The 25,368-nt window shown below is 51.6% G+C and carries 24 protein-coding genes; 16 read left to right on the top strand and 8 right to left on the bottom strand.

Annotation, left to right across the window (positions count from 1 at the left end; genetic code table 11):
• Positions 1–85: 85 nt before the first annotated feature.
• The 14 genes from ispC (at position 86) to C9I98_RS23170 (ending at position 18,022) form a co-directional block, all read left to right on the top strand.
• Entirely contained in the window at positions 86–1,276 is a 1,191-nt protein-coding gene (ispC, locus tag C9I98_RS23105) for a 1-deoxy-D-xylulose-5-phosphate reductoisomerase (RefSeq protein ID WP_036817162.1), read from the top strand.
• A gap of 2 nt (positions 1,277–1,278) precedes the next feature.
• On the top strand, positions 1,279–2,634 hold the full coding sequence (rseP, locus tag C9I98_RS23110) for a sigma E protease regulator RseP (protein ID WP_036817160.1): 1,356 nt from the start codon (positions 1,279–1,281) through the stop codon (positions 2,632–2,634).
• A 35-nt stretch (positions 2,635–2,669) separates the two neighbouring features.
• Positions 2,670–5,090: an outer membrane protein assembly factor BamA gene (gene bamA, locus C9I98_RS23115; RefSeq protein WP_107272530.1), complete on the top strand. Its 2,421-nt coding sequence runs from the start codon at positions 2,670–2,672 to the stop codon at positions 5,088–5,090.
• 20 nt (positions 5,091–5,110) lie between these two features.
• Positions 5,111–5,620: an OmpH family outer membrane protein gene (locus C9I98_RS23120; protein WP_036820746.1), complete on the top strand. Its 510-nt coding sequence runs from the start codon at positions 5,111–5,113 to the stop codon at positions 5,618–5,620.
• A 280-nt stretch (positions 5,621–5,900) separates the two neighbouring features.
• Positions 5,901–6,929, top strand: coding sequence for a UDP-3-O-(3-hydroxymyristoyl)glucosamine N-acyltransferase (gene lpxD, locus C9I98_RS23125; protein ID WP_036820749.1), 1,029 nt, complete (start codon positions 5,901–5,903; stop codon positions 6,927–6,929).
• A 91-nt stretch (positions 6,930–7,020) separates the two neighbouring features.
• A complete protein-coding gene (gene fabZ, locus C9I98_RS23130; protein WP_036820752.1) occupies positions 7,021–7,473 on the top strand; it encodes a 3-hydroxyacyl-ACP dehydratase FabZ in 453 nt (150 codons plus the stop codon).
• Entirely contained in the window at positions 7,473–8,261 is a 789-nt protein-coding gene (lpxA, locus tag C9I98_RS23135; protein WP_036820755.1) for an acyl-ACP--UDP-N-acetylglucosamine O-acyltransferase, read from the top strand. Before fabZ ends, lpxA begins: the two co-directional genes overlap by 1 nt.
• 2 nt (positions 8,262–8,263) lie before the next feature.
• Positions 8,264–9,403 carry a lipid-A-disaccharide synthase gene (gene lpxB / locus C9I98_RS23140; RefSeq protein WP_107272531.1) on the top strand — a complete coding sequence of 380 codons (1,140 nt, stop codon included), beginning with the start codon at positions 8,264–8,266 and terminating at the stop codon, positions 9,401–9,403.
• A gap of 1 nt (position 9,404) precedes the next feature.
• Positions 9,405–10,010, top strand: a complete 606-nt coding sequence (gene rnhB, locus C9I98_RS23145; RefSeq protein ID WP_036822063.1) for a ribonuclease HII — start codon at positions 9,405–9,407, stop codon at positions 10,008–10,010.
• 143 nt (positions 10,011–10,153) lie between these two features.
• A complete protein-coding gene (gene dnaE / locus C9I98_RS23150) occupies positions 10,154–13,633 on the top strand; it encodes a DNA polymerase III subunit alpha (protein WP_107272532.1) in 3,480 nt (1,159 codons plus the stop codon).
• Positions 13,634–13,687: 54 nt separating this feature from the next.
• Positions 13,688–14,647, top strand: coding sequence for an acetyl-CoA carboxylase carboxyl transferase subunit alpha (gene accA, locus C9I98_RS23155; protein WP_036822803.1), 960 nt, complete (start codon positions 13,688–13,690; stop codon positions 14,645–14,647).
• 140 nt (positions 14,648–14,787) lie between these two features.
• Positions 14,788–16,107: a tRNA lysidine(34) synthetase TilS gene (tilS, locus tag C9I98_RS23160; RefSeq protein ID WP_036822800.1), complete on the top strand. Its 1,320-nt coding sequence runs from the start codon at positions 14,788–14,790 to the stop codon at positions 16,105–16,107.
• A 98-nt stretch (positions 16,108–16,205) separates the two neighbouring features.
• On the top strand, positions 16,206–16,517 hold the full coding sequence (locus C9I98_RS23165) for a c-type cytochrome (protein ID WP_036822797.1): 312 nt from the start codon (positions 16,206–16,208) through the stop codon (positions 16,515–16,517).
• A 293-nt stretch (positions 16,518–16,810) separates the two neighbouring features.
• A complete protein-coding gene (locus tag C9I98_RS23170) occupies positions 16,811–18,022 on the top strand; it encodes an aromatic amino acid transport family protein (protein ID WP_036822794.1) in 1,212 nt (403 codons plus the stop codon).
• Between the two features lie 122 nt (positions 18,023–18,144).
• Here C9I98_RS23170 and C9I98_RS23175 read toward each other — a convergent pair whose 3' ends face one another.
• From C9I98_RS23175 to tsaA, 7 genes are all read right to left on the bottom strand, one after another.
• A complete protein-coding gene (locus C9I98_RS23175) occupies positions 18,145–18,333 on the bottom strand; it encodes a DUF4250 domain-containing protein (protein WP_036822791.1) in 189 nt (62 codons plus the stop codon).
• On the bottom strand, positions 18,333–18,539 hold the full coding sequence (locus C9I98_RS23180; RefSeq protein ID WP_036822788.1) for a YaeP family protein: 207 nt from the start codon (positions 18,537–18,539) through the stop codon (positions 18,333–18,335). The genes C9I98_RS23175 and C9I98_RS23180 overlap by 1 nt, the downstream gene beginning before the upstream one ends.
• 146 nt (positions 18,540–18,685) lie before the next feature.
• The gene (locus tag C9I98_RS23185) at positions 18,686–19,540 is read right to left on the bottom strand and encodes a GGDEF domain-containing protein (protein WP_036822786.1); all 855 of its coding nucleotides are present in this window, start codon (positions 19,538–19,540) and stop codon (positions 18,686–18,688) included.
• 92 nt (positions 19,541–19,632) lie between these two features.
• A complete protein-coding gene (locus tag C9I98_RS23190) occupies positions 19,633–20,757 on the bottom strand; it encodes a patatin-like phospholipase family protein (protein WP_036822785.1) in 1,125 nt (374 codons plus the stop codon).
• A 77-nt stretch (positions 20,758–20,834) separates the two neighbouring features.
• On the bottom strand, positions 20,835–21,188 hold the full coding sequence (locus C9I98_RS23195; protein WP_036822783.1) for a hypothetical protein: 354 nt from the start codon (positions 21,186–21,188) through the stop codon (positions 20,835–20,837).
• Positions 21,189–21,359: 171 nt separating this feature from the next.
• Positions 21,360–23,075 carry a proline--tRNA ligase gene (locus C9I98_RS23200; RefSeq protein WP_036822780.1) on the bottom strand — a complete coding sequence of 572 codons (1,716 nt, stop codon included), beginning with the start codon at positions 23,073–23,075 and terminating at the stop codon, positions 21,360–21,362.
• Between the two features lie 132 nt (positions 23,076–23,207).
• Positions 23,208–23,921 (bottom strand): tRNA (N6-threonylcarbamoyladenosine(37)-N6)-methyltransferase TrmO, encoded by a 714-nt coding sequence (gene tsaA / locus C9I98_RS23205; protein WP_036822777.1) that lies wholly within the window; start codon positions 23,919–23,921, stop codon positions 23,208–23,210.
• Between the two features lie 128 nt (positions 23,922–24,049).
• On the opposite strand from tsaA, the gene C9I98_RS23210 reads away from it, so the two are divergent.
• Together C9I98_RS23210 and ykgO are read left to right on the top strand one after the other, a co-directional pair.
• Positions 24,050–24,313 (top strand): type B 50S ribosomal protein L31, encoded by a 264-nt coding sequence (locus tag C9I98_RS23210; protein ID WP_036822809.1) that lies wholly within the window; start codon positions 24,050–24,052, stop codon positions 24,311–24,313.
• Positions 24,314–24,457, top strand: a complete 144-nt coding sequence (gene ykgO / locus C9I98_RS23215) for a type B 50S ribosomal protein L36 (RefSeq protein ID WP_081878948.1) — start codon at positions 24,314–24,316, stop codon at positions 24,455–24,457. It abuts the gene before it with no gap.
• A 77-nt stretch (positions 24,458–24,534) separates the two neighbouring features.
• Here ykgO and C9I98_RS23220 read toward each other — a convergent pair whose 3' ends face one another.
• Complete coding sequence (locus C9I98_RS23220; RefSeq protein ID WP_107272533.1) at positions 24,535–25,350, bottom strand: MetQ/NlpA family lipoprotein; 816 nt, start codon at positions 25,348–25,350, stop codon at positions 24,535–24,537.
• Positions 25,351–25,368: the final 18 nt, after the last annotated feature.

Consider the following 25,368-nt stretch of genomic DNA (forward strand, 5'->3'; position numbering starts at 1 on the left):
TCAGACGTCGAACAGACTTGTCTGTGTTCATTGGGAGTGCCATGCTCAATATGCCAAACGAGTTTTTGTGTTGTTAAGTGATAATATGCGTAAGTTAACGATTCTTGGTGCAACGGGTTCTATTGGTAGCAGTACACTTGCCGTGGCCGCTCAAAACCCCGATTTATTTGATGTTGTTGCTCTGGCTGCGGGTAGCAATAGCCAGAAAATGTTCGAGCTGTGTATGCAGTGGCGTCCAAAGTATGCGGCGATGGCATCAGAGTCTGCAGCGCGTGAATTGGCGACACAATTAAAGCAGCATAATATCGCGACAGAGGTGCTGGCTGGCGAGGCTGGCATGTGCCAGGTTGCTGCGCTGGACGAGGTCGACACTGTGATGGCTGCGATTGTTGGGGCTGCTGGCCTATTGCCGACAATGGCAGGCGTCAAGGCTGGAAAGCGCATTCTGCTGGCCAACAAGGAAGCGCTGGTGATGTCGGGGCAGATGTTCATTGATGCTTGCCGCGAATACGGGGCTGAACTGTTGCCGGTGGACAGTGAGCACAATGCCATTTTCCAGAGCCTACCAGCGGAGATCCAGCGCAAGATGGGTTACTGCGACCTTGAGTCGGCCGGCGTGAGTAAAATCTTGCTGACAGGCTCTGGCGGCCCTTTCCGTTATACCGATGTCGCGGAGCTTGACGCCGTCACACCAGAAATGGCCATTGCCCACCCGAACTGGTCGATGGGGCCGAAAATCTCGGTTGACTCTGCGACCATGATGAACAAAGGGTTGGAGTATATTGAGGCGCGATGGCTATTTAATGCCTCCCGCGAGCAAATGGACGTGATTATTCACCCGCAGTCGGTGATTCACTCGATGGTGCAATACAAGGATGGCTCTGTGCTGGCACAAATGGGATTGCCGGATATGAGAACCCCGATTGCCTGCGCAATGTCCTATCCTGAAAGAGTAGATGCCGGTGTTGCCCCGCTTGATTTTAGCCAGGTAGGCGAGTTTACTTTCCTTAAGCCAGACTTTGCCCGCTACCCATGCCTGAAACTTGCCATCGATGCATGTTATGCCGGGCAAGCAGCAACAACGGCACTCAATGCCGCCAACGAAGTGGCTGTGGCGGCCTTTTTAGCGCGCCAAATCGGCTTTACCGATATTGCGCGGATCAACCAACAGGTGCTAGAGCAAGCCCCAATGCGCGAGCCAGCCGACTTGGAAAGTGTGATTGAGCTGGATAGAATAGCTCGCAACTTAGCGAAGGACGTTATTCGTAAGGTATAGATATGATAGGTATTTTGTGGAACCTAGGTGCATTTTTACTCGCTCTTGGGATACTGATAGCAGTACATGAGTACGGCCACTTTTGGGTTGCACGCCGTTGTGGTGTTTTTGTTGAGCGTTTTTCAATCGGTTTCGGGAAATCGTTGTGGCGCAAGGTGGGCAAAGATGGCACCGAGTATACCCTTGCGATGATCCCGCTCGGCGGCTACGTCAAGATGCTTGATGAGCGTGTTGAGGAAGTACCTGCCGACAAGCGCCATATGGCGTTTAACAACAAAAAACTGTGGCAGCGTAGCGCCATTGTGGCGGCCGGCCCGCTGGCCAACTTCGTGTTTGCGATTTTCGCCTACTGGGTTGTGTACCTGATTGGCGTACCGGCGGTTCGCCCGGTGATTGGCGAAGTGGCTCCGCAATCTATTGCGGCGCAGGCAGGAATTGAATCTGGGATGGAACTAAAATCTATTTCAGGAATCAAAACCGCTGATTGGGAATCCGTTAATTTGGCGATGATTTCCCATATCGGTGATAAAGAGATGGTTTTGACTGTGGCAGACGCTGAAGGCGGGTATGAAAGCCAGCGCACTTTAGATTTGTCGGCATGGTCATTCGACCCGGAAAGTGACCGCGTCCTGACGACGTTGGGTATTACACCATATTCACCTGAAATTACCCTGACTATTTCACAACTTGTGGACGGCGGGGCAGCAATTGATGCCGGTTTACGTTTAAATGACGAAATTGTCTCAATCAACGGTGAAACTGTCACCCAATGGCAGCAGGTGGTTGAAGCTGTTCGCTCTCACCCTGAGCAACCTTTAGCACTAGAGGTGATGCGAGAGGGGGAGTTGACAGCCTTGGCGTTAACCCCTGGGGCGAAAGAAGGCCCTGGTGGTGAAATGATTGGGTACGCAGGGTTTGCGCCAAAGGTTGAACCTTGGCCGGAGTCATACCGTATCAACTTGCAGTTTGGCCCTATCGAGGCCATCGGCAAGGCCACGGAAAAAACGTGGCAACTCGTGACATTGACCTTCGATATGGTGACCAAGTTGGTGACCGGCGATGTCGCAATGAAGAACCTGAGTGGCCCGATTTCGATTGCGAAAGGGGCAGGGATGACAGCCGACTACGGCATCGTCTACTTCCTTGGCTTCCTGGCGTTAATCAGCGTCAACTTGGGCATAGTTAATTTGTTACCGCTGCCGGTATTGGATGGGGGACACTTGATGTTCTTTGCCATCGAGGCGGTAACACGTCGTCCTGTTTCTGAACGTGTTCAGGATATAGGTTATAGAGTGGGCTCAGCCATTTTGGTTGCGTTGATGGCGGTTGCGCTTTTCAATGACTTTACCCGCCTTTAAAAAGAGCGTTTTAGCAAGGAATAATCAGAACAGTAATGGCGATGAAAAAACTGTTGATCGCATCACTCCTGTTTAGCAGCAGTGTTGCGTATAGTGCGGATCAATTTGTAGTTGAAGATATCCGCTTTGAAGGCCTACAGCGTGTAACTCTTGGTGCGGCATTGCTGACCATGCCTGTTAGGGTTGGCGACAATGTTGGCGAGCGCGATGTGGCGGAGATGATCCAATCCCTGTTTGCATCGGGCAACTTTGAGGACATTAAAGTTTACCGCGATGGTAATGCCTTATTGGTGAAGGTGCTGGAGCGCCCAACGATTGCCAGCATTACCTTCTCCGGCAACAAAGCGATTAAAGAAGAGCAGTTAACCGAAAATTTGGACGCTTCCCGTGTTCGAGTTGGTGAATCCCTTGATAGAACAACGTTAAGTAAAATCGAGAAGGGACTGGAAGACTTCTACTACAGCGTGGGTAAATACAACGCGTCGGTACAGGCGGTGGTGACACCACTACCGCGTAACCGTGCAGACTTGAAGTTTGTGTTTACGGAAGGCGTGTCTGCCGAGATCCAGCAAATTAACTTCATCGGTAACGAAGTGTTCTCCGATGATGAGTTGCGCAGCAAGTTTAACTTGCAAGCCGAAGTGGCGTGGTGGAACTTCCTGGCCGATAAAAAGTACCAAAAGCAGGTACTGGCTGGCGATTTGGAAACCCTGCGCTCGCTATACCTCAACAATGGTTACTTGAAGTACAAGCTTGATGCGACCCAGGTTGCTATCTCGCCAGACAAGAAAGGGGTTTATATCACCCTGAAAGTCGATGAAGGTGAGCAGTACTCAATCAAGGATGTGCAGCTTCGCGGTGACTTGGTAGGCAAGAGCTCTGAGCTGGAAAGCTTAGTGGCGGTTTCGTCGGGTGATGTCTATAACGGTGCGGAAGTTACCGCTGTGGAAGAAGCCTTGAAGCGCAAGTTGGGTGAGCTGGGCTATGCCTACCCGCAAGTGAACACTATCCCTGATTTCGACGACGATAACCAGCAAGTCGCTTTGATTATCAATGTCGAGCCCGGCAAGCGTATTTATGTGCGCAATATTGATTTCACCGGTAACACCTCAACCAAAGATGAAGTCCTGCGCCGTGAAATGCGCCAGATGGAAGGCAGCTGGCTGAACTCGCGCTCTGTTGAGCGTGGTAAAGAGCGTCTGAGCCGTACTGGCTTCTTCGAAACGGTCGATGTTCAGACGGTTCGAGTGCCGGGTTCTGATGATCAGGTTGATGTTAAGTACACGGTAAAAGAAGCGAATGCCGGTAACATTAACTTTGGTATCGGTTACGGTACGGAGTCGGGGATCAGTTTCCAGGCGGGTATCCAGCAGGATAACTTCCTTGGTACCGGTAACCGTTTTGGTATCAATGCCATGATGAACGATTACCAGAAGAACGTTAGCCTGGAGTACCGCGATCCGTACTTCACGCTCGATGGTATCAGTTTGGGCGGTAAGATTTACTACAACGAGTTTGAAGCCTCTGACGCGAACATTTCCGACTATACCAACGAAAGTTACGGTGCCAGCCTGACCTGGGGTTTCCCGTTCGATGAGCTGAACTTCTTCGAATTCGGTGTGGGCTACGACCACAACAAGATCTCGAATACCCAAGAGTACTACCAGATCGAGAAGTTCAAGGCGATCCACGGCTTCAACCGCGGTGACAACGTGATTGAACTTGATGACTTTGACTGGTCGGTATCATGGACGCGCAACAACTTGAACCGTGGCTACTTCCCAACGGCGGGTAACCACCAGCGTGCATCATACCGTATGACGATCCCAGGATCGGATGCCCAGTACTTCAAGGTGCAGTACGATGTACGCCAGTACTTCCCGCTAACCGAAGATCACGGCTACAGCTTATTGCTACGCGGTCGCTTAGGTTATGGTAATGGCTACGGTACAACCGATAACGGTAGCGACCAGTTGTTGCCATTCTACGAGAACTACTACGCCGGTGGCTTTACTACGCTACGTGGTTTCCGCTCGAATACGGTAGGCCCGAAAGCCATCTATACCGAAGGCTGTTCAAGCGGTGGTGGTAACAGCGGTAACAACCCTTGCTTGCAAGGCTCTGATGATGCAGCCGGTGGTAACGCCGTTGCGTTGGCCAGTATGGAACTGATCGTCCCGACGCCGTTCGCGTCTGACGAGGTTCGCAACCAAATCCGTACCAGTGTGTTTGTTGACGCTGGTACAGTGTGGGACACGGAATATGATCTGAAAGATAATGATGGTAAGTACATCCATGATTATTCCGACCCATCTTTGATTCGTGCGTCTTATGGTGCCGCATTGCAGTGGATGTCACCAATGGGACCTCTTGTATTCTCGGTTGCGAAGCCAATCAAGAAATACGAGGGTGACGATGAAGAGTTCTTTACTTTCACCATTGGTCGAACATTCTAAATTTTTTAAGGAGATACCCTGTGAAACAGTGGATTAAAGCGGCTGGTCTTGGCCTGGTTATTCTTTCTTCATCTATGTATGCCCAAGCAGCCGAAGCCGCACAGAAAGTTGGTTATGTGGCGACTGCACAGGCGATGCAACAACTGGCACAGCGCTACGGTGTTGCTGAGAAACTTCGTGGTGAGTTCAAAGATCGCATCGATGAGCTGCGTGGTATTGAAAGCCGCATGAAGACCAAAGTAGACAAAATGAAGCGTGATGGCGAGCTAATGAGCTCAAGCGAGCGCACTAAGCTACAGCGTGAAATGCAGTCACTTGAGTCTGATTACAAACTGAAGGCGCAAGCGCTGCAAGAAGACCAGCGTCGTCGCGGTGCGGAAGAAGAGCAGAAGCTAGTTCAGAAAATCCGTCAAGCAATCCAAGACGTGGCGAAGCGTGAAGGCTACGATATGGTGATTGATGCGAACGCGGTACTGCATGCCAACCCGCAAGATGACCTATCTTCGAAAGTGATTTCTGCCGTTAAGTAAGCGGTGGTTAACACATTAGGCAATTATAGGGGCGAGAGCCCCTAATCATGAGTCGAAAGTATAGTGGGTACTTTGGTACACTACTGTCTTTCGACTTGTTTTATTTAGGGCTTTTATTCACTGGTCTTACCATATAGCCACGCCAAGCCGCGTAGGTTATAAATACTAACCGAGATAAGTATTTGCTCAACGATGTTGTGTACAACTGCTTATCCAGATTGGTATTGCCCATCGGTAGGCAGAAAAGCACCAACAGAATATTAATAACGAAAGGTTACGAATGGCAGGAATTACTCTCGCTGATTTAGCAGCGCAACTGGATGCCGAGCTTCGCGGCGATGGCAATGTTGTTATTGAATCTATTGCAGGGATGGATCAAGCTGGCGAGGGGCAAATCACCTTCTTGTCGAGCAGTAAATACCGTAAGCACCTTGCTGATTGCCAGGCATCAGCTGTTATGCTTAAGGACGGTGATGCAGAGTACTTCTCAGGCAATGCCTTGATTATGGCTGAACCGTATGTGGGTTACGCGCGAGTTGCCCAGCTATTGGATACCACCCCCGCTGCTGCGTCGGATATCGCACCGTCGGCCTACATTGCAGACGATGCCGTGATTGGTGAAGGCGTGGCCGTTGGCCATAACGCCGTGATTGAGTCGGGTGCTCAAATTGGCGACAACGCGCAAATTGGCGCGGGTTGCTTTGTTGGTAAAAACGCAAAAATCGGTGCGGGCACCAAGCTTTGGGCCAACGTGACGATTTACCACAGTGTTGTGCTTGGCGAGCAGTGCTTGGTTCAATCAAGCACGGTGATCGGTGCCGATGGTTTCGGTTATGCCAATGAAAAAGGCGAGTGGGTGAAGATCCCACAATTGGGCACGGTGCGAATTGGTAACCGTGTTGAAATCGGTGCCTGTACTACCATTGACCGTGGTGCCCTTGATGACACGGTCATTGAAGACAACGTGATCCTCGATAACCAGATGCAAATTGCCCACAACGTTCAGATCGGATATGGCACGGCTATGGCGGGTGGTACTATTGTCGCTGGCAGTACCAAAATCGGTAAATACTGTATTATTGGTGGTGCATCGGTACTTAACGGCCACATTGAAATTGCAGATGGTGTCACCATTACCGGTATGGGCATGGTGATGCGCAGCATCGAAGAAAAAGGGATGTACTCATCGGGTATTCCGCTTCAGCCGAACCGAGAGTGGCGTAAGACTGCGGCACGTACCATGAAGATCGATGAGATGAACAAGCGTCTCAAAGCAGTTGAAAAGCAACTGGAAGAAAAGGGCGAGTAACGCCTCCGGTTTGCAACCCCGGCCTGCATGAGGTGGGCCGCCTTCAATTCAACTGTTCATTTATACTAAATTACTAAACAGGAATTCAGTTTTGACTAGCGAAAATAAAACGCTGAATATCACGGAAATTCAAGAGCTTCTTCCACACCGTTACCCGTTCCTAATGATCGACCGTGTGACCAACTACGAAGAAGGCAAAACGCTGACTGCTATCAAGAACGTGTCGGTTAACGAGCCTCAGTTTACTGGCCACTTCCCGAAAATGCCGGTATTTCCGGGTGTTATGATCCTAGAAGCAATGGCGCAGGCAACCGGCCTGTTGGCATTCAAAACCTTCGGCGCGCCGGCGGAAAATGAGCTGTACTACTTTGCCAGCATTGATAACGCCAAATTCCGCAAACCGGTAGGCCCTGGCGATCAGCTGATCATCGAAGTGGAATACCTGAAAGAGCGCCGTGGTATTGCTATGTTTAATGGTGTAGCAAAAGTAGATGGTGCAGTGGTTTGTTCAGCTGAGCTGAAGTGTGCGAGACGAGAATTTTAATGATCCACGAAACTGCAAAAATTCACCCATCGGCAGTGATTGAAGAGGGTGTCACGATTGGCGCGAACGTCACCGTTGGTCCATTCACCTATATCGGCAGCGATGTTGAGATTGGCGAAGGTACCGAGGTGATGTCTCACGTGGTGATCAAGGGTCCGACGGTGATCGGCAAAGATAACCGTATCTTCCCTTACGCCATCGTTGGCGAAGAGTGCCAGGATAAGAAGTACAACGGTGAGCCAACCCGCCTTGAAATTGGTGACCGCAACGTGATCCGCGAGAGCGTACAGATCCACCGTGGTACCGTGCAGGATAAGGGTGTGACCATCGTAGGTAACGACAACCTATTGTGTGTTAATGCCCACATTGCCCACGATGTTGTTGTGGGTGACCACACCCACATTGGTAACAACTCTATCCTTGGCGGCCACGTCACCGTGGCTGACTATGCGGGCGTAATGGCGCTTTCTGCTATCCACCCGTTCTGTACTGTCGGTGCCTACAGCTATGTTGGCGGCTGCTCTGCGGTTGTTCAGGATGTGCCTCCTTATGTCTTGGCCCAGGGTAACCACGCAACACCGTACGGGTTGAACTTGGTTGGCCTGCAGCGCAACGGCTTTGAGAAGAAAGAGCTTCATGCCCTGCGCCGTGCCTACAAGGAAATCTACCGTTCGGGCAAAACCATGGAAGAAGTGAAGCCGGTATTGGCCGAGATGGCTGAGGAATGGCCGTCTGTGGGTTTGCTTCTTGATGCATTGAACAATACAGAGCGCGGTATTATTCGCTAATTATGACGAAGCCACTTCGAATAGGAATTGTCGCCGGGGAAATCTCCGGCGATATTTTAGGTGCCGGCTTTATGAAGGCGGTGCGTGAACAATACCCGGATGCCGAGTTTGTCGGTATTGCCGGCCCGCGCATGCAGGCTGAAGGTTGCCAAACCTTGTTTGACATGGAAGAGCTGGCGGTCATGGGCATTGTCGAGGTACTCGGTCGCTTGCCGCGCCTGTTCAAGGTCAAGGCTGAGCTGGTTCAGTACTTCACGGATAACCCGCCGGATGTCTTTGTGGGGATTGATGCGCCCGATTTCAACTTGCGCCTTGAGCGCGACTTGAAGCTGAAAGGGATCAAGACCGTTCATTATGTCAGCCCGTCGGTATGGGCTTGGCGTCAAAAGCGTATTTTCAAGATTGAGGCGGCGACCAATTTAGTGTTGGCCTTTTTGCCGTTCGAGAAAGCGTTTTACGACAAGTTCAATGTGCCTTGCGAGTTTATCGGCCATACCATGGCGGATGCCATCCCGATGGAAACCGATCAGGCGGCAGCGCGTGAGCTGCTGGGACTGGCGCAGGACAAGCGCTGGCTTGCCGTGCTACCGGGCAGCCGTGGCGGCGAGATGGAGTTGTTGGCTCCGCCGTTCATTGAAACTTGCAAGCTTCTCAAGCAACAACACCCGGATTTAGGTTTTGTGGTGGCGCTGGTGAATCAGAAGCGGCGCGAACAATTTGAGCGAGCTTGGCAGGAAACGGCACCGGAACTGGACTTTGAGCTGGTGGACGATACGGCACGTAACGTGATGATCGCTGCCGATGCGGTATTGCTGGCGTCGGGGACGGTGGCACTGGAATGTATGCTGGTTAAGCGCCCTATGGTGGTCGGCTACAAGGTGAAGCCGCTGACGGCGTGGTTGGCGAAGAAAATGCTGAAGACTAAGTACGTGTCGTTGGCGAATATCCTTGCCGATCGGGAGCTGGTGCCTGAATTGCTGCAAGAAGAGTGCACCCCGGAAAAATTAGCCGCAGAAGTAAACCGTTTTCTGGCTGCCGATAATGCTGAGCTAATGGCCGAGTTTCATCGCCTGCACCAGTTGATTAAGTGTAATGCTGATCAGAAGGCGGCTGCGGCAGTCCTGCAATTGATTGATAAGTAACATGAGCAAAGAATTAGAACCGTTTGAGTACCCGCAAGCCAATTGTATTGCGGGTGTCGATGAAGTAGGCCGCGGGCCTTTGGTGGGTGCGGTGGTAACCGCAGCCGTGATCTTAGATCCGAACAACCCGATTGAGGGGCTGACCGATTCGAAAAAGCTGACCGAGAAAAAGCGTAACCTGCTGTTTGATGAAATCAAAGAGAAGGCGCTGGCTTGGTCGCTTGGCCGCTGCGAGCCGGAAGAAATTGACCAGCTTAATATTTTGCAGGCAACCATGGTCGCGATGCAGCGTGCTGTTGCCGGTTTGTCGGTGACGCCGGATTTCGTGCTGGTTGACGGTAACAAAACCCCTGAATTGCCGATGGCTGCGCAGTCGGTGGTGAAAGGGGACTTGCGGGTTGCCGAGATCAGTGCCGCGTCAATCTTGGCCAAGGTAACGCGCGACCGTGAAATGGAAGTGCTGGATGCACAATTCCCGCAATACGGCTTCGCCAAGCACAAAGGGTACCCAACCAAGGCGCACTTTGAAGCCCTGGCCGAGCACGGTGCCATTGAGCAGCACCGCAAGAGCTTTAAGCCGGTGAAGCGTATTCTCGGCCTAGAGTAGCTTTTATGCCCCGGTGAGCTGGGGCGTTAAAATGGCTGATTTTCCAGCGTCGGTGTTGGAAATTAGCAGATCACGGTGATGGTTGTGGCGCTTTGGGCTATAATCGTCACCTTGTTTTATGCACATATCAAATCTGGTTCGTCATGGCAGATCCTCGCTTTATTCATCTTCGTGTCCACAGTGACTTCTCAATGGTTGACGGCTTGTCAAAAGTACCGCCGCTGGTTAAAACCGTGGCCGGAATGGGCATGCCTGCGATGGCGTTGACCGACTTCACCAACCTGTGTGGCCTGGTGAAATTCTATTTCGCCACCCAAGGCGCGGGGATGAAGCCAATCATTGGTGCCGATTTCAAAGTTATGTCAGAGGAATTTGGCGACGAGCTTTGCGATCTTACCGTACTGGCCGCAGACAATGACGGCTACCAGAACCTGACCATGCTGATCTCTAAGGCTTACCAGCGCGGCCATGTTCAGCACTTGCCGGTGATGGACAAAGCGTGGTTGGTTGAGCATAAGAAAGGCCTGATCCTGCTCTCCGGCGGTAAGACCGGTGACGTCGGCAAGGGGTTGCTCAAGGGCAACCAGAAGCTGGTTGACCAGTGTGTCGAGTTTTACCAAACCCATTTCCCGGATGCTTACTATCTGGAGCTGGTGCGCACGGGCAGGCCGGATGAAGAAGCGTATTTGCATTTTGCGATAGAGCTGGCGGAAAACGCCGGTTTGCCAGTCGTGGCAACCAATGATGTGCGATTTATCAAGCCGGATCAGTTCGATGCCCATGAGATCCGGGTTGCTATCCATGACGGCTATACCTTGGCCGATCCTAACCGTCCTAAACTTTACAGCGAACAGCAATACTTGCGCAGCGAAGAAGAGATGTGCGAGCTGTTTGCCGATATACCGGAGGCGCTGGAAAACAGTGTCGAGATCGCCAAGCGTTGTAACGTGACGGTGCGCCTCGGTGAGTATTTCCTGCCTAACTTCCCGACGGGTGATATGACCATCGAAGACTTCTTGGTCAAGGAGTCGGAGGAGGGCTTGGAGCGCCGATTGGCATTCCTGTTCCCCGATGAGGAAGAGCGCGCCAGGCGACGTCCTGAATATGATGAGCGTTTGGATATCGAGCTGAAAGTTATCAACCAGATGGGATTCCCGGGTTACTTCCTGATCGTAATGGAGTTTATCCAGTGGTCGAAGGACAACGGGGTACCGGTTGGGCCGGGCCGTGGTTCCGGTGCCGGTTCGTTGGTGGCTTATGCGTTGGATATCACCGACTTGGATCCGCTGGAATTTGACCTGCTATTCGAGCGATTCCTGAACCCTGAACGTGTCTCCATGCCCGATTTCGATATCGACTTCTGTATGGACAAGCGTGATCAGGTTATCGACCACGTAGCCGAAATGTACGGCCGTGATGCGGTATCGCAGATCATCACATTCGGTACCATGGCGGCGAAGGCGGTTATTCGAGACGTTGGCCGTGTACTCGGCCACCCATATGGCTTTGTTGACCGTATCTCCAAGCTGGTGCCGGCTGAGCCGGGCATGACGCTGGCCAAGGCGTTCGAAGCCGAGCCTCAGCTGCCGCAGGTGTACGAGGCAGATGAAGAAGTTAAAGACCTGATTGATATGTGTCGCATCCTCGAGGGTGTGACGCGTAACGCCGGTAAGCACGCCGGTGGTGTGGTTATCTCGCCAACAACCATTACCGACTTTGCACCGCTGTATTGCGATGCCGAAGGTGCCAACCCGGTTACCCAGTTCGATAAGAACGATGTTGAAACTGCCGGCCTGGTTAAGTTCGACTTCTTGGGTCTGCGTACCCTGACGATCATCGACTGGGCGCTGGGGATGGTTAACCCGCGCTTGGAAGCGCAGGGCAAGGAGCCGGTGAACATCGCGGCTATCCCGATGGACGATGCCAAATCGTTCGCGATGCTCCAGCGCTCCGAATCTACCGCGGTATTCCAGTTGGAATCGCGCGGGATGAAGGATCTGATCAAGCGCCTTCAGCCCGACTGCTTCGAAGATATGATCGCACTGGTAGCCCTGTTCCGTCCGGGCCCGCTGCAATCGGGCATGGTAGATAACTTTATCGACCGTAAGCACGGCCGCGAGGAGGTCTCTTACCCGGATGCCACTTGGCAGCACGAGAGCCTGAAGCCTATCTTGGAACCAACCTACGGCATTATCCTGTACCAGGAGCAGGTAATGCAGATCGCCCAGGTACTGTCTGGCTACACCCTGGGTGGCGCGGATATGCTTCGCCGTGCGATGGGTAAGAAAAAGCCGGAAGAAATGGCCAAACAGCGTGCCACCTTCGAAGATGGTGCGGTGAAGAACGGCGTCGACGGCGAGTTGGCGATGAAGATCTTCGACTTGGTAGAGAAGTTCGCGGGCTACGGTTTCAACAAATCCCACTCGGCAGCCTATGCGTTGGTTTCCTACCAAACATTGTGGCTTAAAGCCCACTACCCGGCAGAGTTCATGGCGGCGGTAATGACTGCCGATATGGATAATACCGACAAGATTGTCGGCTTGGTGGATGAGTGCCACCGAATGAAGCTTAAGCTGTTGCCGCCTGATGTGAACAAGGGCCTCTACCGTTTCAACGTTGATGATAACGGCGCCATTGTTTACGGCATCGGTGCGGTGAAAGGGGTCGGTGAGGGGCCGATTGAAAATATCATCGAGGCGCGAGAGAAGGGGGGCCACTTTAAGGACCTGTTTGATTTCTGTGCCCGCATCGATACCAAGAAAGTGAACAAGCGAGTGCTGGAGAAGCTGATCAAGTCCGGTGCGATGGACCGTCTCGGCCCTAACCGCGCAGCCATGATGGCAACCCTTGATGACGCCATTAAGGCGGCGAGCCAGCACCACCAGGCAGAAGCGTTCGGCCAGACCGATATGTTCGGTGTACTGACCGCCGCGCCGGAAGAGGTAGAGCATGCCTATGCCAACATCCCTGAATGGCCGGATAAAGTATGGCTGGAAGGCGAGCGTGAAACCTTGGGGCTGTACCTGACGGGCCACCCGATCAATGCCTATGTAAAAGAGCTGAAGCACTACACGACTTGGCGTTTGAAGGATGCCCACCCGACTGGCCGTGATAAGGTGGTGACGGTGGCCGGCTTGGTGATCGCCGCCCGTGTCATGACGACGAAGCGCGGCACCCGGATCGGTATCATGACCTTGGACGATCGCAGTGGCCGAATGGAGGTCATGCTGTTCTCCGAGCCGCTCGAACGCTATATCGACTTGTTGGAAAAAGATAAAATTTTGGTCGTTTCCGGACAGGTCAGCTTTGATGATTTTAACGGTGGCCTTAAAATGTCCGCCCGGGAAGTGCTAGATATCTCAGATGCGCGAGAAAAGCACCTCCGGGGGCTTGCTATCTCAGTCACTGAGAGGCAAATTGATGAACAGTTTTTTGAACGTTTCAGCCAAGTGCTGGAACCGCACCGCGCAGGTACTGTGCCGGTGAATGTATATTATCAGCGCTCTAATGCACGCGCTAAGCTGACCCTAGGGACAGAATGGCGTGTTACCCCAGCAGATCAACTCATCTCCGATCTCAAAATATTGCTGGGTGAGAAGCAAGTAGAGCTTGAGTTTAATTAATTAGCCCATAGTTATTGAATAATCAAAGATTATGAGCAAAAGGATTAAAGTGGTATGAGCCTGAACTTCCTTGAGTTTGAACAGCCGATTGCTGAACTAGAAGCCAAAATTGAAGCATTGCGTGACGTATCTCGTCGCGATGAATCTGAATCGGTTGATTTAGATAAAGAAATTGAACAGCTTGAGAAGAAGAGCCTAGAGTTGACCAAGAAGATATTTGGTGATCTGGGTGCTTGGCAGGTTGCTCAACTGGCGCGTCATCCACAGCGTCCGTATACGTTTGACTACATCGAGCACATCTTTACCGAGTTCGACGAGCTGGCGGGTGACCGTGCGTTTGCCGATGATAAAGCCCTGGTGGGCGGTATCGCTCGCCTTGATGGCCGTCCTGTCATGGTGATTGGCCACCAAAAAGGCCGTGAGACGCGCGAGAAAGTGATTCGCAACTTCGGCATGCCAAAGCCGGAAGGCTACCGCAAAGCGCTTCGCCTGATGAAAATGGCAGAGCGTTTCAAGATGCCTATCATCACTTTCATTGACACGGCCGGTGCCTACCCAGGCGTGGGCGCGGAAGAGCGTGGCCAGTCTGAAGCTATCGCTGCCAACCTAAAAGCAATGGCTGGCCTGACTGTGCCGGTTATCTGTAACGTTGTTGGTGAGGGTGGCTCTGGTGGTGCTTTGGCTATCGGTGTGGGTGACAGCGTGAACATGCTGCAGTACTCGACCTACTCGGTCATTTCGCCAGAAGGCTGTGCGTCTATCCTGTGGCGTGATTCTGAAAAAGCGCCTCAGGCTGCAGAAGCTATGGGTATTACGGCTGAGCGCTTGAAAGAGCTTGAGCTGATCGACAATATCATCGAAGAGCCACTGGGTGGCGCTCACCGTGACGTTGCAGCAATGGCTAGCTCGCTCAAAGCACAGTTCTTGGCAACATTGGCTGAGCTTGATGAGATGGATGCGGATGCATTGCTAGAGCGCCGTTACCAGCGCCTAATGAGCTACGGTTACTGTTAATAGCGGTTGCCAACTATCTGAATGAACAACGGGCCAGCACTATGCTGGCCCGTTTTTTATTGGTTGTCACTGCCGGTTCGGGTTCATCGCCTGGCCGCGAATTTGCTATCATGTGGCGTCGATGTTTTTGGAATCCCCCTATGCTCTATACCCAATTCCATGCTGATATGCAGGCACACCTAGACCATTCGTCCGCGTGCTTTGTCCTAGCCCTTAGCGGAGGGATGGACTCCCGTGTGCTGCTGCACTTGATGGGGCGTTATCTCAAGCAATATCCCCAAACCCGGTGCCGGGCTGTCCATGTCCATCACGGTTTAAGCCCCAATGCCGATCGGTGGGCGGAGCAATGCCTGCAATGGGCGTGTGATGCCGGTATCCATTGCGTGGTTGAGCATGTGACATTGGAATTGGGCAAACGCAAAAGCCTTGAGGAGCAAGCTCGCCAAGCCCGGTATCAGGCCCTGGCAAAACACCTGCAGGCGGGCAGCACGCTAATGACGGCGCAGCATGCCGATGATCAGCTAGAAACGGTGCTGCTAGCACTAAAACGAGGCAGCGGGCCTGCCGGTTTGGCGGCAATGCCAACCTTGCAGCCGTTCGCGAGCGGGGTGCACTGGCGACCGCTATTGGCTGCCGCGAGGCAGGATATTGAATGCTATGCCGGGCAACACCAGTTACAGTGGGTGGATGATGAAAGCAATAACGATGAGCGCTACGACCGGAATTTTCTCCGCCATAGCGTGACCCCCCAATTAGTTGAGCGCTGGCCTGGGCTTCGCAAGGCGGTTGCCCGCAGCGCGAGCTTGTGCGGTGAGCAAGAGGCCTTGCTACAAGAGCTACTAGCCGACAAGCTCCAGTATGCGTTGCACCCAGACCAAAGTTTGAATATTTCGGCATTGGGCAGCGAGCGGCAGGCTAAGGCATTGATCCGCCAATGGCTGTCACAGCAAAATGCCCGAATGCCTTCCCAGGCCCAGCTTGAGCAGATTTGGCACAACATCGCCATGGCCAAGCAGGATGCTAACCCCAAGCTCAGTTGGCACCAGCATGAAGTACGGCGCTCGCAAGAGCGCCTGTATTTACTGGGCCGATGGCCTGATATCAGCACGGAAGTCGTTTCGCTAACCCTGAACAAGCCTGCCCCCCTTCCAGGTGAGCTTGGCGGTATCGCCTTGGTAGAAACATCGAAAGGAAGCCTGCGCCGCCCTAGTGTTGATGAACCTATTTCTATCCGGTTCGAGCCCGCTGGCCAGGTTGTCCAGCCTGTGGGGCGGGTAGGAAAGCGCAAGCTGAAAAAGCTATTTCAAGAGTATGGTATTCCGAGCTGGAACCGTCGCCGGACGCCACTGTTGTTTTACGGTGAGGTACTGGCTGCGGTGGCGGGGGTCTTTGTGGTGGAAGGCTTTGCCGGTGAAGACTGTGACCTAGAATGGCACAATAGTGCATTGCAGGTGCAATAATTAGTTAAACAGGGCACAATTTAATTGGCTCTGTTGTAATCGGCATGCCGGTTACGATTGAAGTGAATGGATAATAAACTATAAGAAAAGAGGACCTGATGAAGAAAGTTTTTGCGATAGCAATGTTAGCAGCAGTGGTTGCCAGCCCAGCAATGGCCGCAGGTGATGCCGCAGCAGGGAAAGCCAAAGCAGCAGTGTGTGCTGCGTGTCATGGGGTAGATGGGATTGCTGTGATCCCAGGTTATCCTAATTTGAAAGGACAGAATGAGCAGTACCTTGTCAATGCGCTAAAAGCGTATAAGAACAAGGAGCGTACAGGTGGTATGGCAATGGTAATGCAACCGCAGGCGTCAATGCTCAACGATACAGATATTGCCAATGTAGCGGCTTACTTTGCCCAGATGAAGTAAGTGCTGTATCGGTGTAAACAGCGAATTGAGAACAAAGCTACCCTAGGGTAGCTTTGCTCGACTCAACCGCCCCCAGCCTGATTGGCTGGGGGCGGTTTTTTATGGTTGATGAGCAAGGTTGTTATCCAATGTTGTGTTTATTGTTAGTGGTTTGAGTGGTTGATTGACTGTATAGCCATATTTCCAACTGGCTGATTATCTTTCGCTCAAATGGATTAGCCAAAGTTGTGTAATTACTCAGGATATATTATCGTACTAGCACGCTGATGCGATAATGTTGTTTAGGAGTCATTATGAGTAAACCATCCACACTTGGGGGCGCATGTATTATCGCCAGTGTTTGTGTAGGGGCAGGCATGCTTGGGTTGCCAAGTGCAGGTGCGGGTGCGTGGACGTTATGGAGTGTGATTGCCATTTCAGTCACTATGATCATGATGACGCTGTCAGGCTGGTTGTTGCTTGAGGCCCTGAAGCATTATGAGCTTAAGGCATCGTTTAATACTGTCGCGAAGGATGTGTTAAGTAAAAAAGTTAACTTTATTAATAACCTGTCGTTGTACTTTGTTGGCGGGATCTTGCTTTACGCCTATGTGTCATCGTCTGGCATGATTTTCAGTGACATGCTGGGGGTGTCGCGTGAGTTGGCTTCTGTCTTGTTTGTCGCTCTTTGTTCGGCTTTTGTCTTGCATTCAACTCGAGCCGTTGACCGTATTTCTATCGTCCTGATCCTCTTTATGATCATTAGTTTCGTGCTGGGGGTTTCAGGGCTGGCTTCGAATATCAGTGTACCGGTCCTATTTTCGCCGAACGAAGGCGACACGACCTACTCGGCCTATGCGCTAGCCCTTTTGCCCGTTGCACTAACCTCGTTTGGCTATCACCATTCAGTGAGTACAATGCGCGACTACTACCAGGATGAACATCGTGCCAAAAAGGCAATTCTTGGTGGTACGGTTATCGCACTGACCTTCTATGTTGGTTGGGTCATTTGTATCTTCGGTAATCTACCACGCCAAGAGTTTGGCCCTGTGGTTGCCGCGGGCGGTGGTGTAGATGCGCTAATGGGCGCACTGTCCTCAGCCATTGATTCAAACAGTATCAAGCAAGCCCTGCATATCTTCTCTATTGCCGCGATTGTTTCATCTTTCATCGGCGTTGGATTGGGCGTATTCGATTACCTCGCAGACTTCTTTGGTTTTGAGGATACCAAGCAAGGCCGACTAAAAACTTGGGGCGTCACCTTTATTCCGCCGTTGGTGTTCTCGCTGGTTGCCCCGTTTGGCTTTGTGGCAGCGATTGGTTTGGCGGGCGCGGCAGCGACCATTTGGGCTTGTATCATCCCGGCGCTGTTGGCAAAAACACTACGCCAACGCGTACCGGAGCAAGAGGGCTTTGTTGTTCCGGGTGGCAATGCCACTATCTATGTGGTGATTGCATTCGGGGTACTGACGGCTGCTTTCCACATGCTAGCCATGGCGAACTTGTTGCCAGTCTTTAGTGGCTAGATCAATAGGCTAATCGATTAGCGAATAAAAAACGGAAGCATTGGCTTCCGTTTTTTATTGTAATCAATGTAGGCAAATGGATTGTTAATGCATCGCCTATCCATTGCTTAGGGGAAGGCAGCTTATCTAAACTGCTTAGCTTCCGGCAGGTAGTCGAAACCCGCACTAGCCAACTTGGCGACCAACTTTTCTTTGTCGATATCAAAGTACTTCACTAGGCCATCGAGATCACCAAACTCATCACGGATCTTCATGTTGACGATACTCATCAGCATCACCGGATCCATGTTTTCAAAGTTCTTCAAATCCATTATGCGTCCTCGTGATCGCTCATTAGCAGGTTTGCCGCAGCAAACGCCGCACGCTCACGAACATCCTTTGGAAGCTCTTCGTTGCCGGCGATGAAGTCCAATGCTTTTACTGCGCAGTGGATTGCGTTCGGGATGTAGCCCAGTTCGCCACCGCCGATTTGGGCATAGTTCATCCGGATCAATTCGCAGCATTCAAACACTTTCATGGGGATTCCTTACTTAAACAGTGATTTCGTCAGCAGGCTTAATCAAGCGAGCTGGCGGAATAACAGTCTTCGGCTGGTTACCAAGAGGTATTACCAAATTGACTATACCAGATAGTGCAGGGGGAGGCAGCAGAGATGGCGATTCGCTACTTGTTGCGCTTGTGTTGGTAGAGGCTGCGGTCGGCGCGGTCGACCAGCAAGCTGCTGGTGTCACCTTTTTGGTATTGGGCAAAACCGTATGAGCAGCCAATTTTCAGGGCGCTGAGCGTGCGGTCGTTGGCGATCAGTTGTTCGACCCGCTTGGCAACATGGTAGGCAGACTTGTCTGTCGCAGGCTGGAGGATCACGGCAAATTCATCGCCGCCGATGCGGTAGCAACGATCGGATGCGCGCACCGCTTCTTTGAGCAGGCTACCAAAGTGGCGGATCACCTTATCGCCATCAGGGTGGCCATAGCGATCGTTTACCTGCTTGAAGTTGTCCAGATCGAACATCGCCAATACCAGGCCAACATTTCGCCTTTCGCTAATCGCGATAGCATGAAGAATATCTTGCTCAAAGCAACCCCGGTTGCCTAGCCCCGACAGATAATCACGCAGTGCCATGTTTTTGACGCGGCGATATTCCAACGCATTCATTAATGGGCCGGCAAAGAGACGATGATAGGTATGAAGTAGGTTTACTTCATCTTTATCGAGTGGGTAGGGGGTGCAGTACTGGAGTTTTCCTAGCTCGTTATTGCTAAAGCGCAGGATAAACGTTTGGCGGTTTTCAGTGGCCGAACCCCGTCGTATCAGGGTTGCGGTGTCCTCGACTTCCCAAACCAATCGGCTGATATCGATCTGTTTTTCCACCTCGCGGGTGAACACTTCAAACAACACGGAAAGATCGAGCTTCCCCTGTAATTTTTGCAGGATCAACAGGCGTTGATCAGCCCCAAGGGGTTTAGTCCTTGGTTTACGATCATCTGCCAGAATGTTGTTCCAGAGAAGTGGATCCATATGAGCGTCAAATAATTGTTAAGAAGGTTACTATAGGCAAAAACTGAGCCATTTCAATAGTAAGGTGAGAAATTAGGCAATAATTACCTGATTTATTTTAAAAAATTGCGCAGGATCGACTCTTTCTCCTTGGTGTCTTCGTACCCCATTGTGATCAAAGATTGAATATATGCGGGTTCAAAGAGGATATAACTGGTGATAGCGGCATCATCTTTTGGGCTGATCCCGGCCAGTTGCATTAACGCTCGGGTCATCGGCGGAAGGTGGCAATAAAAGCGTTGGGCCAACGGTTCGAAAGAGCGGCTGGGGGAAAGATGGATGTGCTTAACGACCTTCATCCCCCTTTTACGCTGTGCTTGCTCGGGCAGGTTGGCCAGCAGGGAGTTAGTTCGCGATAGGTTTTCCAGATCGGCGGTTAGGGTGTCGCTAAAGATGGTGTCCATGAGGTGGCCGCCTAGTGTTGCCAATCCCGGGGCACGCGTGTGGTCGCGTTCGTCAACCTTCTGGTTGATAAGGTCGATGATCAGGATCTTGTCCGCCCCCATTTTGAGCGAGGGGCGAAGGGGGGCCAGCTGGTGGATAGAGCCATCCCCATAGTAAGTTTGCCCGATACGGGCTGCAGGGAAAACCAAGGGGATCGCCGCGGAGGCCAACAGGTGCTCGGTGTTGATCAGGGCACGGCGTCCTTTCGATTTGGCCCTGTCCCATTCGGCAATCCCTTGTTGGCCTTGGAAAAAGCTGACCGAGTTACCGCTTTTATAGCTTGAGGCCGTCACTGATATCCCGTGCAGGTTACCCGCGGTGATTTGTTTTTCCAGCCGTTGATAGTTGTTCACTTGGTTAAGTAATTGGCGCAGCGGACGGTTGTTGAGCAAGCCAAAGGGGGGCCTTTCATGGTGTGAGGCCTGTAGGCGGGCAAACCATTGGTTGGCGAGGTAGCCTGTCATGCCCAATGGGGTTGTTCTGAAGATACGCCGACTGTGGAGCCGGGACCAAATCCACTCCAATTTTTTGACGCCGAGGCGAAAGCAGGAAGCGTAGCTCGCAATCGAAATGGCGTTGATAGCGCCGGCCGAAGTACCGCAGTAGATACTAAACGGGCTATGGTGGACACGCGGGTACCACTCGGCAATGGCTTTGAGAACCCCGACTTGGTAGGCAGCTCTTGCTCCTCCTCCTGTGAGCAGCAAACTTATTTTTGGCGTTTCCTTGCCCATAGCGCTCCTTTCTTTCTGTATATAAGTAACTATATCCCTATTTTTGCCCATCGGGGAATATAGTACCGATAACAGTGTTATTGAGATGACAGTATTTTGGCTTTCATCGCGCAAGCATGTTTAAAGTCACCAAGGGTGCGATTGGCGGTTGTGAGTGCCTCTTGCAGTTGCTCTGCTGTGCGGATGGCATTTAGCAACAAGCTGGCTGCGTTTGGGTGTGCTTGCTCTATGGCAGCGTGAATGGTGTTTCCACGCAGGTATAGGCTATCGCCTGTGATCTTGGATACTTGCTCAAAGGCCGGTTTATCGATCTGCGCTAGAGTGGTAATGACAAAGTCGATCACGGCATGGAGTGCTTGGTCGGAAGCCTCTTTGGCGTTTTGGGTAGCCACGCACGTCTGGCGCAATTGTTCGGTACTGTCGGTTTTCATATCTTAACTATTTTCTACCTACGGGAAGCGTACTTGTTAATGAGTACATTAACAAGTAGGCAATTTAATTGCCAACCTTGAGAGGGAAAACAGCTAAGTGGATGTGCGAGGGGGATGAGCTGTAAAAAAAAGCCTCCACGAGAGAGGCTTTCTAAAATCACTGTATTGCGATTAAGCAAGTTTTTGCTTAACGAACTCGACGATATCGGTTACAGCGACACCTTCTTTGGTGCCGGCACGGCGGTCTTTGTATTCCATTTCGCCGTTTTCTAGGCTGCGGTTACCGATCACGATAGTGTGCGGGATACCGATCAGCTCGTGGTCAGCAAACATTACACCTGGGCGCTCTTTACGGTCGTCGAATAGCACTTCGATACCAGCAGCCGTCAAGTCAGCGTATAGCTTCTCAGCCGCTTCCTTCACTTCAGCCGATTTCGCCATGTTCATCGGTACGATTGATACCTGGAATGGGGCAATTGCGTCAGGCCAGATGATGCCGTTTTCATCGCTGTTCTGCTCGATAGCAGAAGCAACCACACGGGATACACCGATGCCGTAACAACCCATCTCTAGGATAACGTTCTTGCCGTCAGGACCAAGCACGCCACAGTTCATCTTCTCTGAGTAGTTAGTACCCAGTTGGAAGATGTGGCCTACTTCGATACCACGCTTAAGCTGGATAGTACCCTGACCACATGGGCTTGGGTCACCTTCAACCACGTTACGTAGGTCTTCTACCTGGCCAAGCTCAACATCACGACCCCAGTTGATACCGAAGTAGTGCTTGTCGTCAACGTTGGCACCAGCGCCAAAGTCGCTCATTACCGCTACAGAGCGGTCAACGATGAACGGCAGTTTCAGGCCTACAGGGCCTAGTGAACCAGGACCTGCACCGATAAGGGCACGGATTTCTTCTTCGGTTGCCATTTCAAGCGGAGAAGCAACGTCTTTAAGGTTTTCTGCTTTAACTTCGTTCAGCTCGTGGTCACCACGGATGATCAGGGCAACAAGATCGGCATCGATTTCGTCAGAAGCCTTAACGAATAGCGTCTTAACCGTTTTCTCGATTGGCAGGTCGAACTGCTCAACCAGCTCAGCGATAGTCTTCGCGTTCGGTGTGTCAACCAGCGTCATCTCTTGAGTTGGCGCAGCCAGCTCGGTCGCAGGGGCTAGTGCTTCTGCTTTTTCGATGTTTGCCGCGTAGTCAGACTCGGTAGAGAAGGCGATCAAGTCTTCGCCGCTCTCAGCCAGTACGTGGAACTCGTGAGAGCCGCTACCACCGATAGCACCGGTATCAGCCAGAACTGGACGGTAGTCAAGGCCCATACGGTCGAACGCCTTGCAGTATGCTTCGTGCATCGCATCGTAAGACTTTTGCAGACCGTCTTTGTCGATGTCAAAGCTGTACGCATCCATCATGCAGAATTCACGTGCACGCATTACACCGAAGCGAGGGCGGCGTTCGTCACGGAATTTAGTCTGGATTTGGTATAGGTTTAGCGGCAGCTGCTTGTAAGAGCTCACTTCGTTGCGCACAAGGCTAGTGATCACTTCTTCAGCTGTTGGGCTAAGTACAAACGGACGCTCATGACGGTCAGTAAAGCGAAGTAGCTCAGCACCCATCTTTTCAGATCGGCCTGTTTCTTCCCATAGTTCGAACGGCTGAACTACGGGCATCAAAGTCTCAACAGCACCTGCATTGTTGATTTCTTCGCGAACAATGTTCTCGACCTTACGTAAAACACGCAGACCAGTAGGCAGCCAGGTGTAAAGACCTGAAGCCAGCTTACGGATCATACCTGCACGAAGCATTAGCTGGTGACTAACAACTTCTGCGTCATTTGGAGTCTCCTTCAGAGTAGAAAGAAGATAGTTACTGGTACGCATTGATGGTATCCGTTTGTTTAGATGAAAATAAGGGATGTTGGGGGCTGGTGGCCCCTGCCACCCATTCGGGCGGTAACCGCATATACTACCAGCCATTTGCCTGTTCGCCAAAGGGAACAGGCTAGCGTTCGCTTAAATCTTGTGGCTAACAGCGGGTTTTTCCAGTGCCGTGACGCGAACCTGCTCTTGGCTGACTTTGAATTTTACATTGTAGTCAAACAAATGAACGGCATATTCTTTATCGTCGCTTTTTCCCTTCTTATAAGCCGGGCGCGGATCTTGTGCCAGCACCTCCTCGATAACCGCACGCTGCCTGGCGATGTTCGAACCATGAAACTGGGACTCGGCTTGTGGGTCAAAGGCCACAGGCAAGGTGTCTGGTTGCTCGGTGGCAAAGCCGCCTTGGGCCTCTGGTAGGCTGTCGGAGTAGGGGATATAGGGCTTAATATCCACAATGGGGGTGCCATCCACTAAGTCGACACCGCCAAGTTCGATAATGACATCGCTACCTTGCTGGCGGATGCCTCTTAGCTCAACCGCCGACATACCAATGCCATTGGGGCGGAAGGTGGCACGACTGGCAAACACGCCAATACGCTCATTGCCACCCAGTCGCGGTGGCCTGACTGTTGGCCGCCAGCCAGCCTCGAGGTTTTGATCAAACAAAAAGAGCAGCCAAAGGTGGCTGAATTGCTCGAGTCCGCGTACTGCCTCAATCGCATTGGCTTCGCCTTGAAGGACGATCTCCGAACGGGCGCTGGGTACGAGGCCCGGTTGGCGCGGGACGGCGAATTTTTCCTTGTAGGGTGAGCGAATGGTGCCGATTGGCTCGATTTGGTATGTCATAACAAGTCCGTGCGGTGGAGTATGGCGCAAAAAATATCATAAAAAACTAAGAAAAACTTGTTGAGAATGATTATCAGGTGATATGTTATAACGTATCAATTGATATGTTGTTATTTGAGGTGCTCAAAATGAAACCAGGTATTCACCCTGAATATCGCCCTGTTGTGTTCCATGACACCAGTGTCGATAAATACTTTGTCGTAGGCTCAACCCTGAAAACGGACAAGACTATCACTTGGGAGGATGGCAAGGAGTACCCTTACTTCACCTTGGATGTGTCCTCTGAATCCCATCCGTTCTATACCGGTAAGCAGCGGGTCATTAGTACAGAAGGAAGAATGGCTAACTTTAATCGTCGTTTTGGTCAATTTGGCAGTAAGAAGGGGAAGTAAGTGCAGGTACTCAGCTCATTGAAAAGCGCTAAAAACCGTCAGCGCGATTGCCAGGTTGTAAAACGCCGTGGCCGTTTGTACGTGATTTGTAAGTCGAATCCTCGTCTTAAGGCAGTGCAAGGACGGGTGAAGAAGAAAAAATGAGGGAATAGTGCTTCCCTATACGAGCAAGCCCCTCATTCGAGGGGCTTGTTTATTTCAGGTTGAATGAAAAGGAGGGGTTACCAGCCTTTCACCACGCCGCCTTGGAAAATTTCTTTCGCAGCTTCGTATACAACGTCTGATTGGTATGCCTTGATGAAGGTCTGAACGTTTTCATTGTTAACGTTATCTTCGCGCGCAACAATCAGGTTTACGTATGGTGATTCTTTGTCTTCAACGAATACACCGTCGCGCTCAGGCGTTAGGTCGATGCTGCTAGCGTAAGTGGTGTTGATGATAGCAAGTTGTACATCGTCTAGTGAGCGAGGCAGCTGAGCGGCTTCAAGCTCTACAATCTTTAGGTTTTGCGGGTTTTCAACGATGTCCAGCACGGTTGCAGTCAGGCCAGCACCTTCTTTTAGGGTTAGTAGGCCTTTTTGCTCAAGAAGAAGTAGCGAACGGCCAAGGTTGGTTGGATCGTTTGGTACTGCAATCTGATCGCCGTCTTTCAGCTCGTCGATAGACTCAATTTGGCTTGAGTATGCAGCGATTGGGTAAACAAAGGTGTTACCTGCAACGGCAAACTTGTAACCGCGATCAGTGATTTGCTGATCTAGGTAGGGTTTGTGCTGGAATGCGTTGGCATCGATAGAGCCTTCTTCCAGTGCCGCATTAGGTGATACGTAATCGGTGAATGTAATTAGCTCAACATCCAGGCCGTATTTTTCCTTGGCTTCTTTCGCTGCAACTTCTGCAACTTGCTCTTCAGCGCCCGCCATTACCCCAATTTTAACTTTGCTGTTGTCGACAACTGTTTCTTTCTCGCCACAACCGGTCAGCACAAGGGCTGAAGCCAGGCCTGCAACGGCTACAAGGTTCTTAAGATTAAACGCCATTTTATTTCTCCTTAAAAC

The organism is Photobacterium sanctipauli, from assembly GCF_003026495.1.
Classification (GTDB): domain Bacteria; phylum Pseudomonadota; class Gammaproteobacteria; order Enterobacterales; family Vibrionaceae; genus Photobacterium; species Photobacterium sanctipauli.

What these genes read in the sequence shown, in the direction of transcription:
- ispC (WP_036817162.1), top strand. Translation starts at nt 86, where the DNA reads ATGCGTAAGTTAACGATTCTTGGTGCAACGGGTTCTATTGGTAGCAGT.
- rseP (WP_036817160.1), top strand. Translation starts at nt 1,279, where the DNA reads ATGATAGGTATTTTGTGGAACCTAGGTGCATTTTTACTCGCTCTTGGG.
- bamA (WP_107272530.1), top strand. Translation starts at nt 2,670, where the DNA reads ATGGCGATGAAAAAACTGTTGATCGCATCACTCCTGTTTAGCAGCAGT.
- lpxD (WP_036820749.1), top strand. Translation starts at nt 5,901, where the DNA reads ATGGCAGGAATTACTCTCGCTGATTTAGCAGCGCAACTGGATGCCGAG.
- lpxA (WP_036820755.1), top strand. Translation starts at nt 7,473, where the DNA reads ATGATCCACGAAACTGCAAAAATTCACCCATCGGCAGTGATTGAAGAG.
- lpxB (WP_107272531.1), top strand. Translation starts at nt 8,264, where the DNA reads ATGACGAAGCCACTTCGAATAGGAATTGTCGCCGGGGAAATCTCCGGC.
- rnhB (WP_036822063.1), top strand. Translation starts at nt 9,405, where the DNA reads ATGAGCAAAGAATTAGAACCGTTTGAGTACCCGCAAGCCAATTGTATT.
- dnaE (WP_107272532.1), top strand. Translation starts at nt 10,154, where the DNA reads ATGGCAGATCCTCGCTTTATTCATCTTCGTGTCCACAGTGACTTCTCA.
- accA (WP_036822803.1), top strand. Translation starts at nt 13,688, where the DNA reads ATGAGCCTGAACTTCCTTGAGTTTGAACAGCCGATTGCTGAACTAGAA.
- tilS (WP_036822800.1), top strand. Translation starts at nt 14,788, where the DNA reads ATGCTCTATACCCAATTCCATGCTGATATGCAGGCACACCTAGACCAT.
- C9I98_RS23165 (WP_036822797.1), top strand. Translation starts at nt 16,206, where the DNA reads ATGAAGAAAGTTTTTGCGATAGCAATGTTAGCAGCAGTGGTTGCCAGC.
- C9I98_RS23170 (WP_036822794.1), top strand. Translation starts at nt 16,811, where the DNA reads ATGAGTAAACCATCCACACTTGGGGGCGCATGTATTATCGCCAGTGTT.
- C9I98_RS23175 (WP_036822791.1), bottom strand. Translation starts at nt 18,333, where the DNA reads ATGGATTTGAAGAACTTTGAAAACATGGATCCGGTGATGCTGATGAGT.
- C9I98_RS23180 (WP_036822788.1), bottom strand. Translation starts at nt 18,539, where the DNA reads ATGAAAGTGTTTGAATGCTGCGAATTGATCCGGATGAACTATGCCCAA.
- C9I98_RS23185 (WP_036822786.1), bottom strand. Translation starts at nt 19,540, where the DNA reads ATGGATCCACTTCTCTGGAACAACATTCTGGCAGATGATCGTAAACCA.
- C9I98_RS23190 (WP_036822785.1), bottom strand. Translation starts at nt 20,757, where the DNA reads ATGGGCAAGGAAACGCCAAAAATAAGTTTGCTGCTCACAGGAGGAGGA.
- C9I98_RS23195 (WP_036822783.1), bottom strand. Translation starts at nt 21,188, where the DNA reads ATGAAAACCGACAGTACCGAACAATTGCGCCAGACGTGCGTGGCTACC.
- C9I98_RS23200 (WP_036822780.1), bottom strand. Translation starts at nt 23,075, where the DNA reads ATGCGTACCAGTAACTATCTTCTTTCTACTCTGAAGGAGACTCCAAAT.
- tsaA (WP_036822777.1), bottom strand. Translation starts at nt 23,921, where the DNA reads ATGACATACCAAATCGAGCCAATCGGCACCATTCGCTCACCCTACAAG.
- C9I98_RS23210 (WP_036822809.1), top strand. Translation starts at nt 24,050, where the DNA reads ATGAAACCAGGTATTCACCCTGAATATCGCCCTGTTGTGTTCCATGAC.
- C9I98_RS23220 (WP_107272533.1), bottom strand. Translation starts at nt 25,350, where the DNA reads ATGGCGTTTAATCTTAAGAACCTTGTAGCCGTTGCAGGCCTGGCTTCA.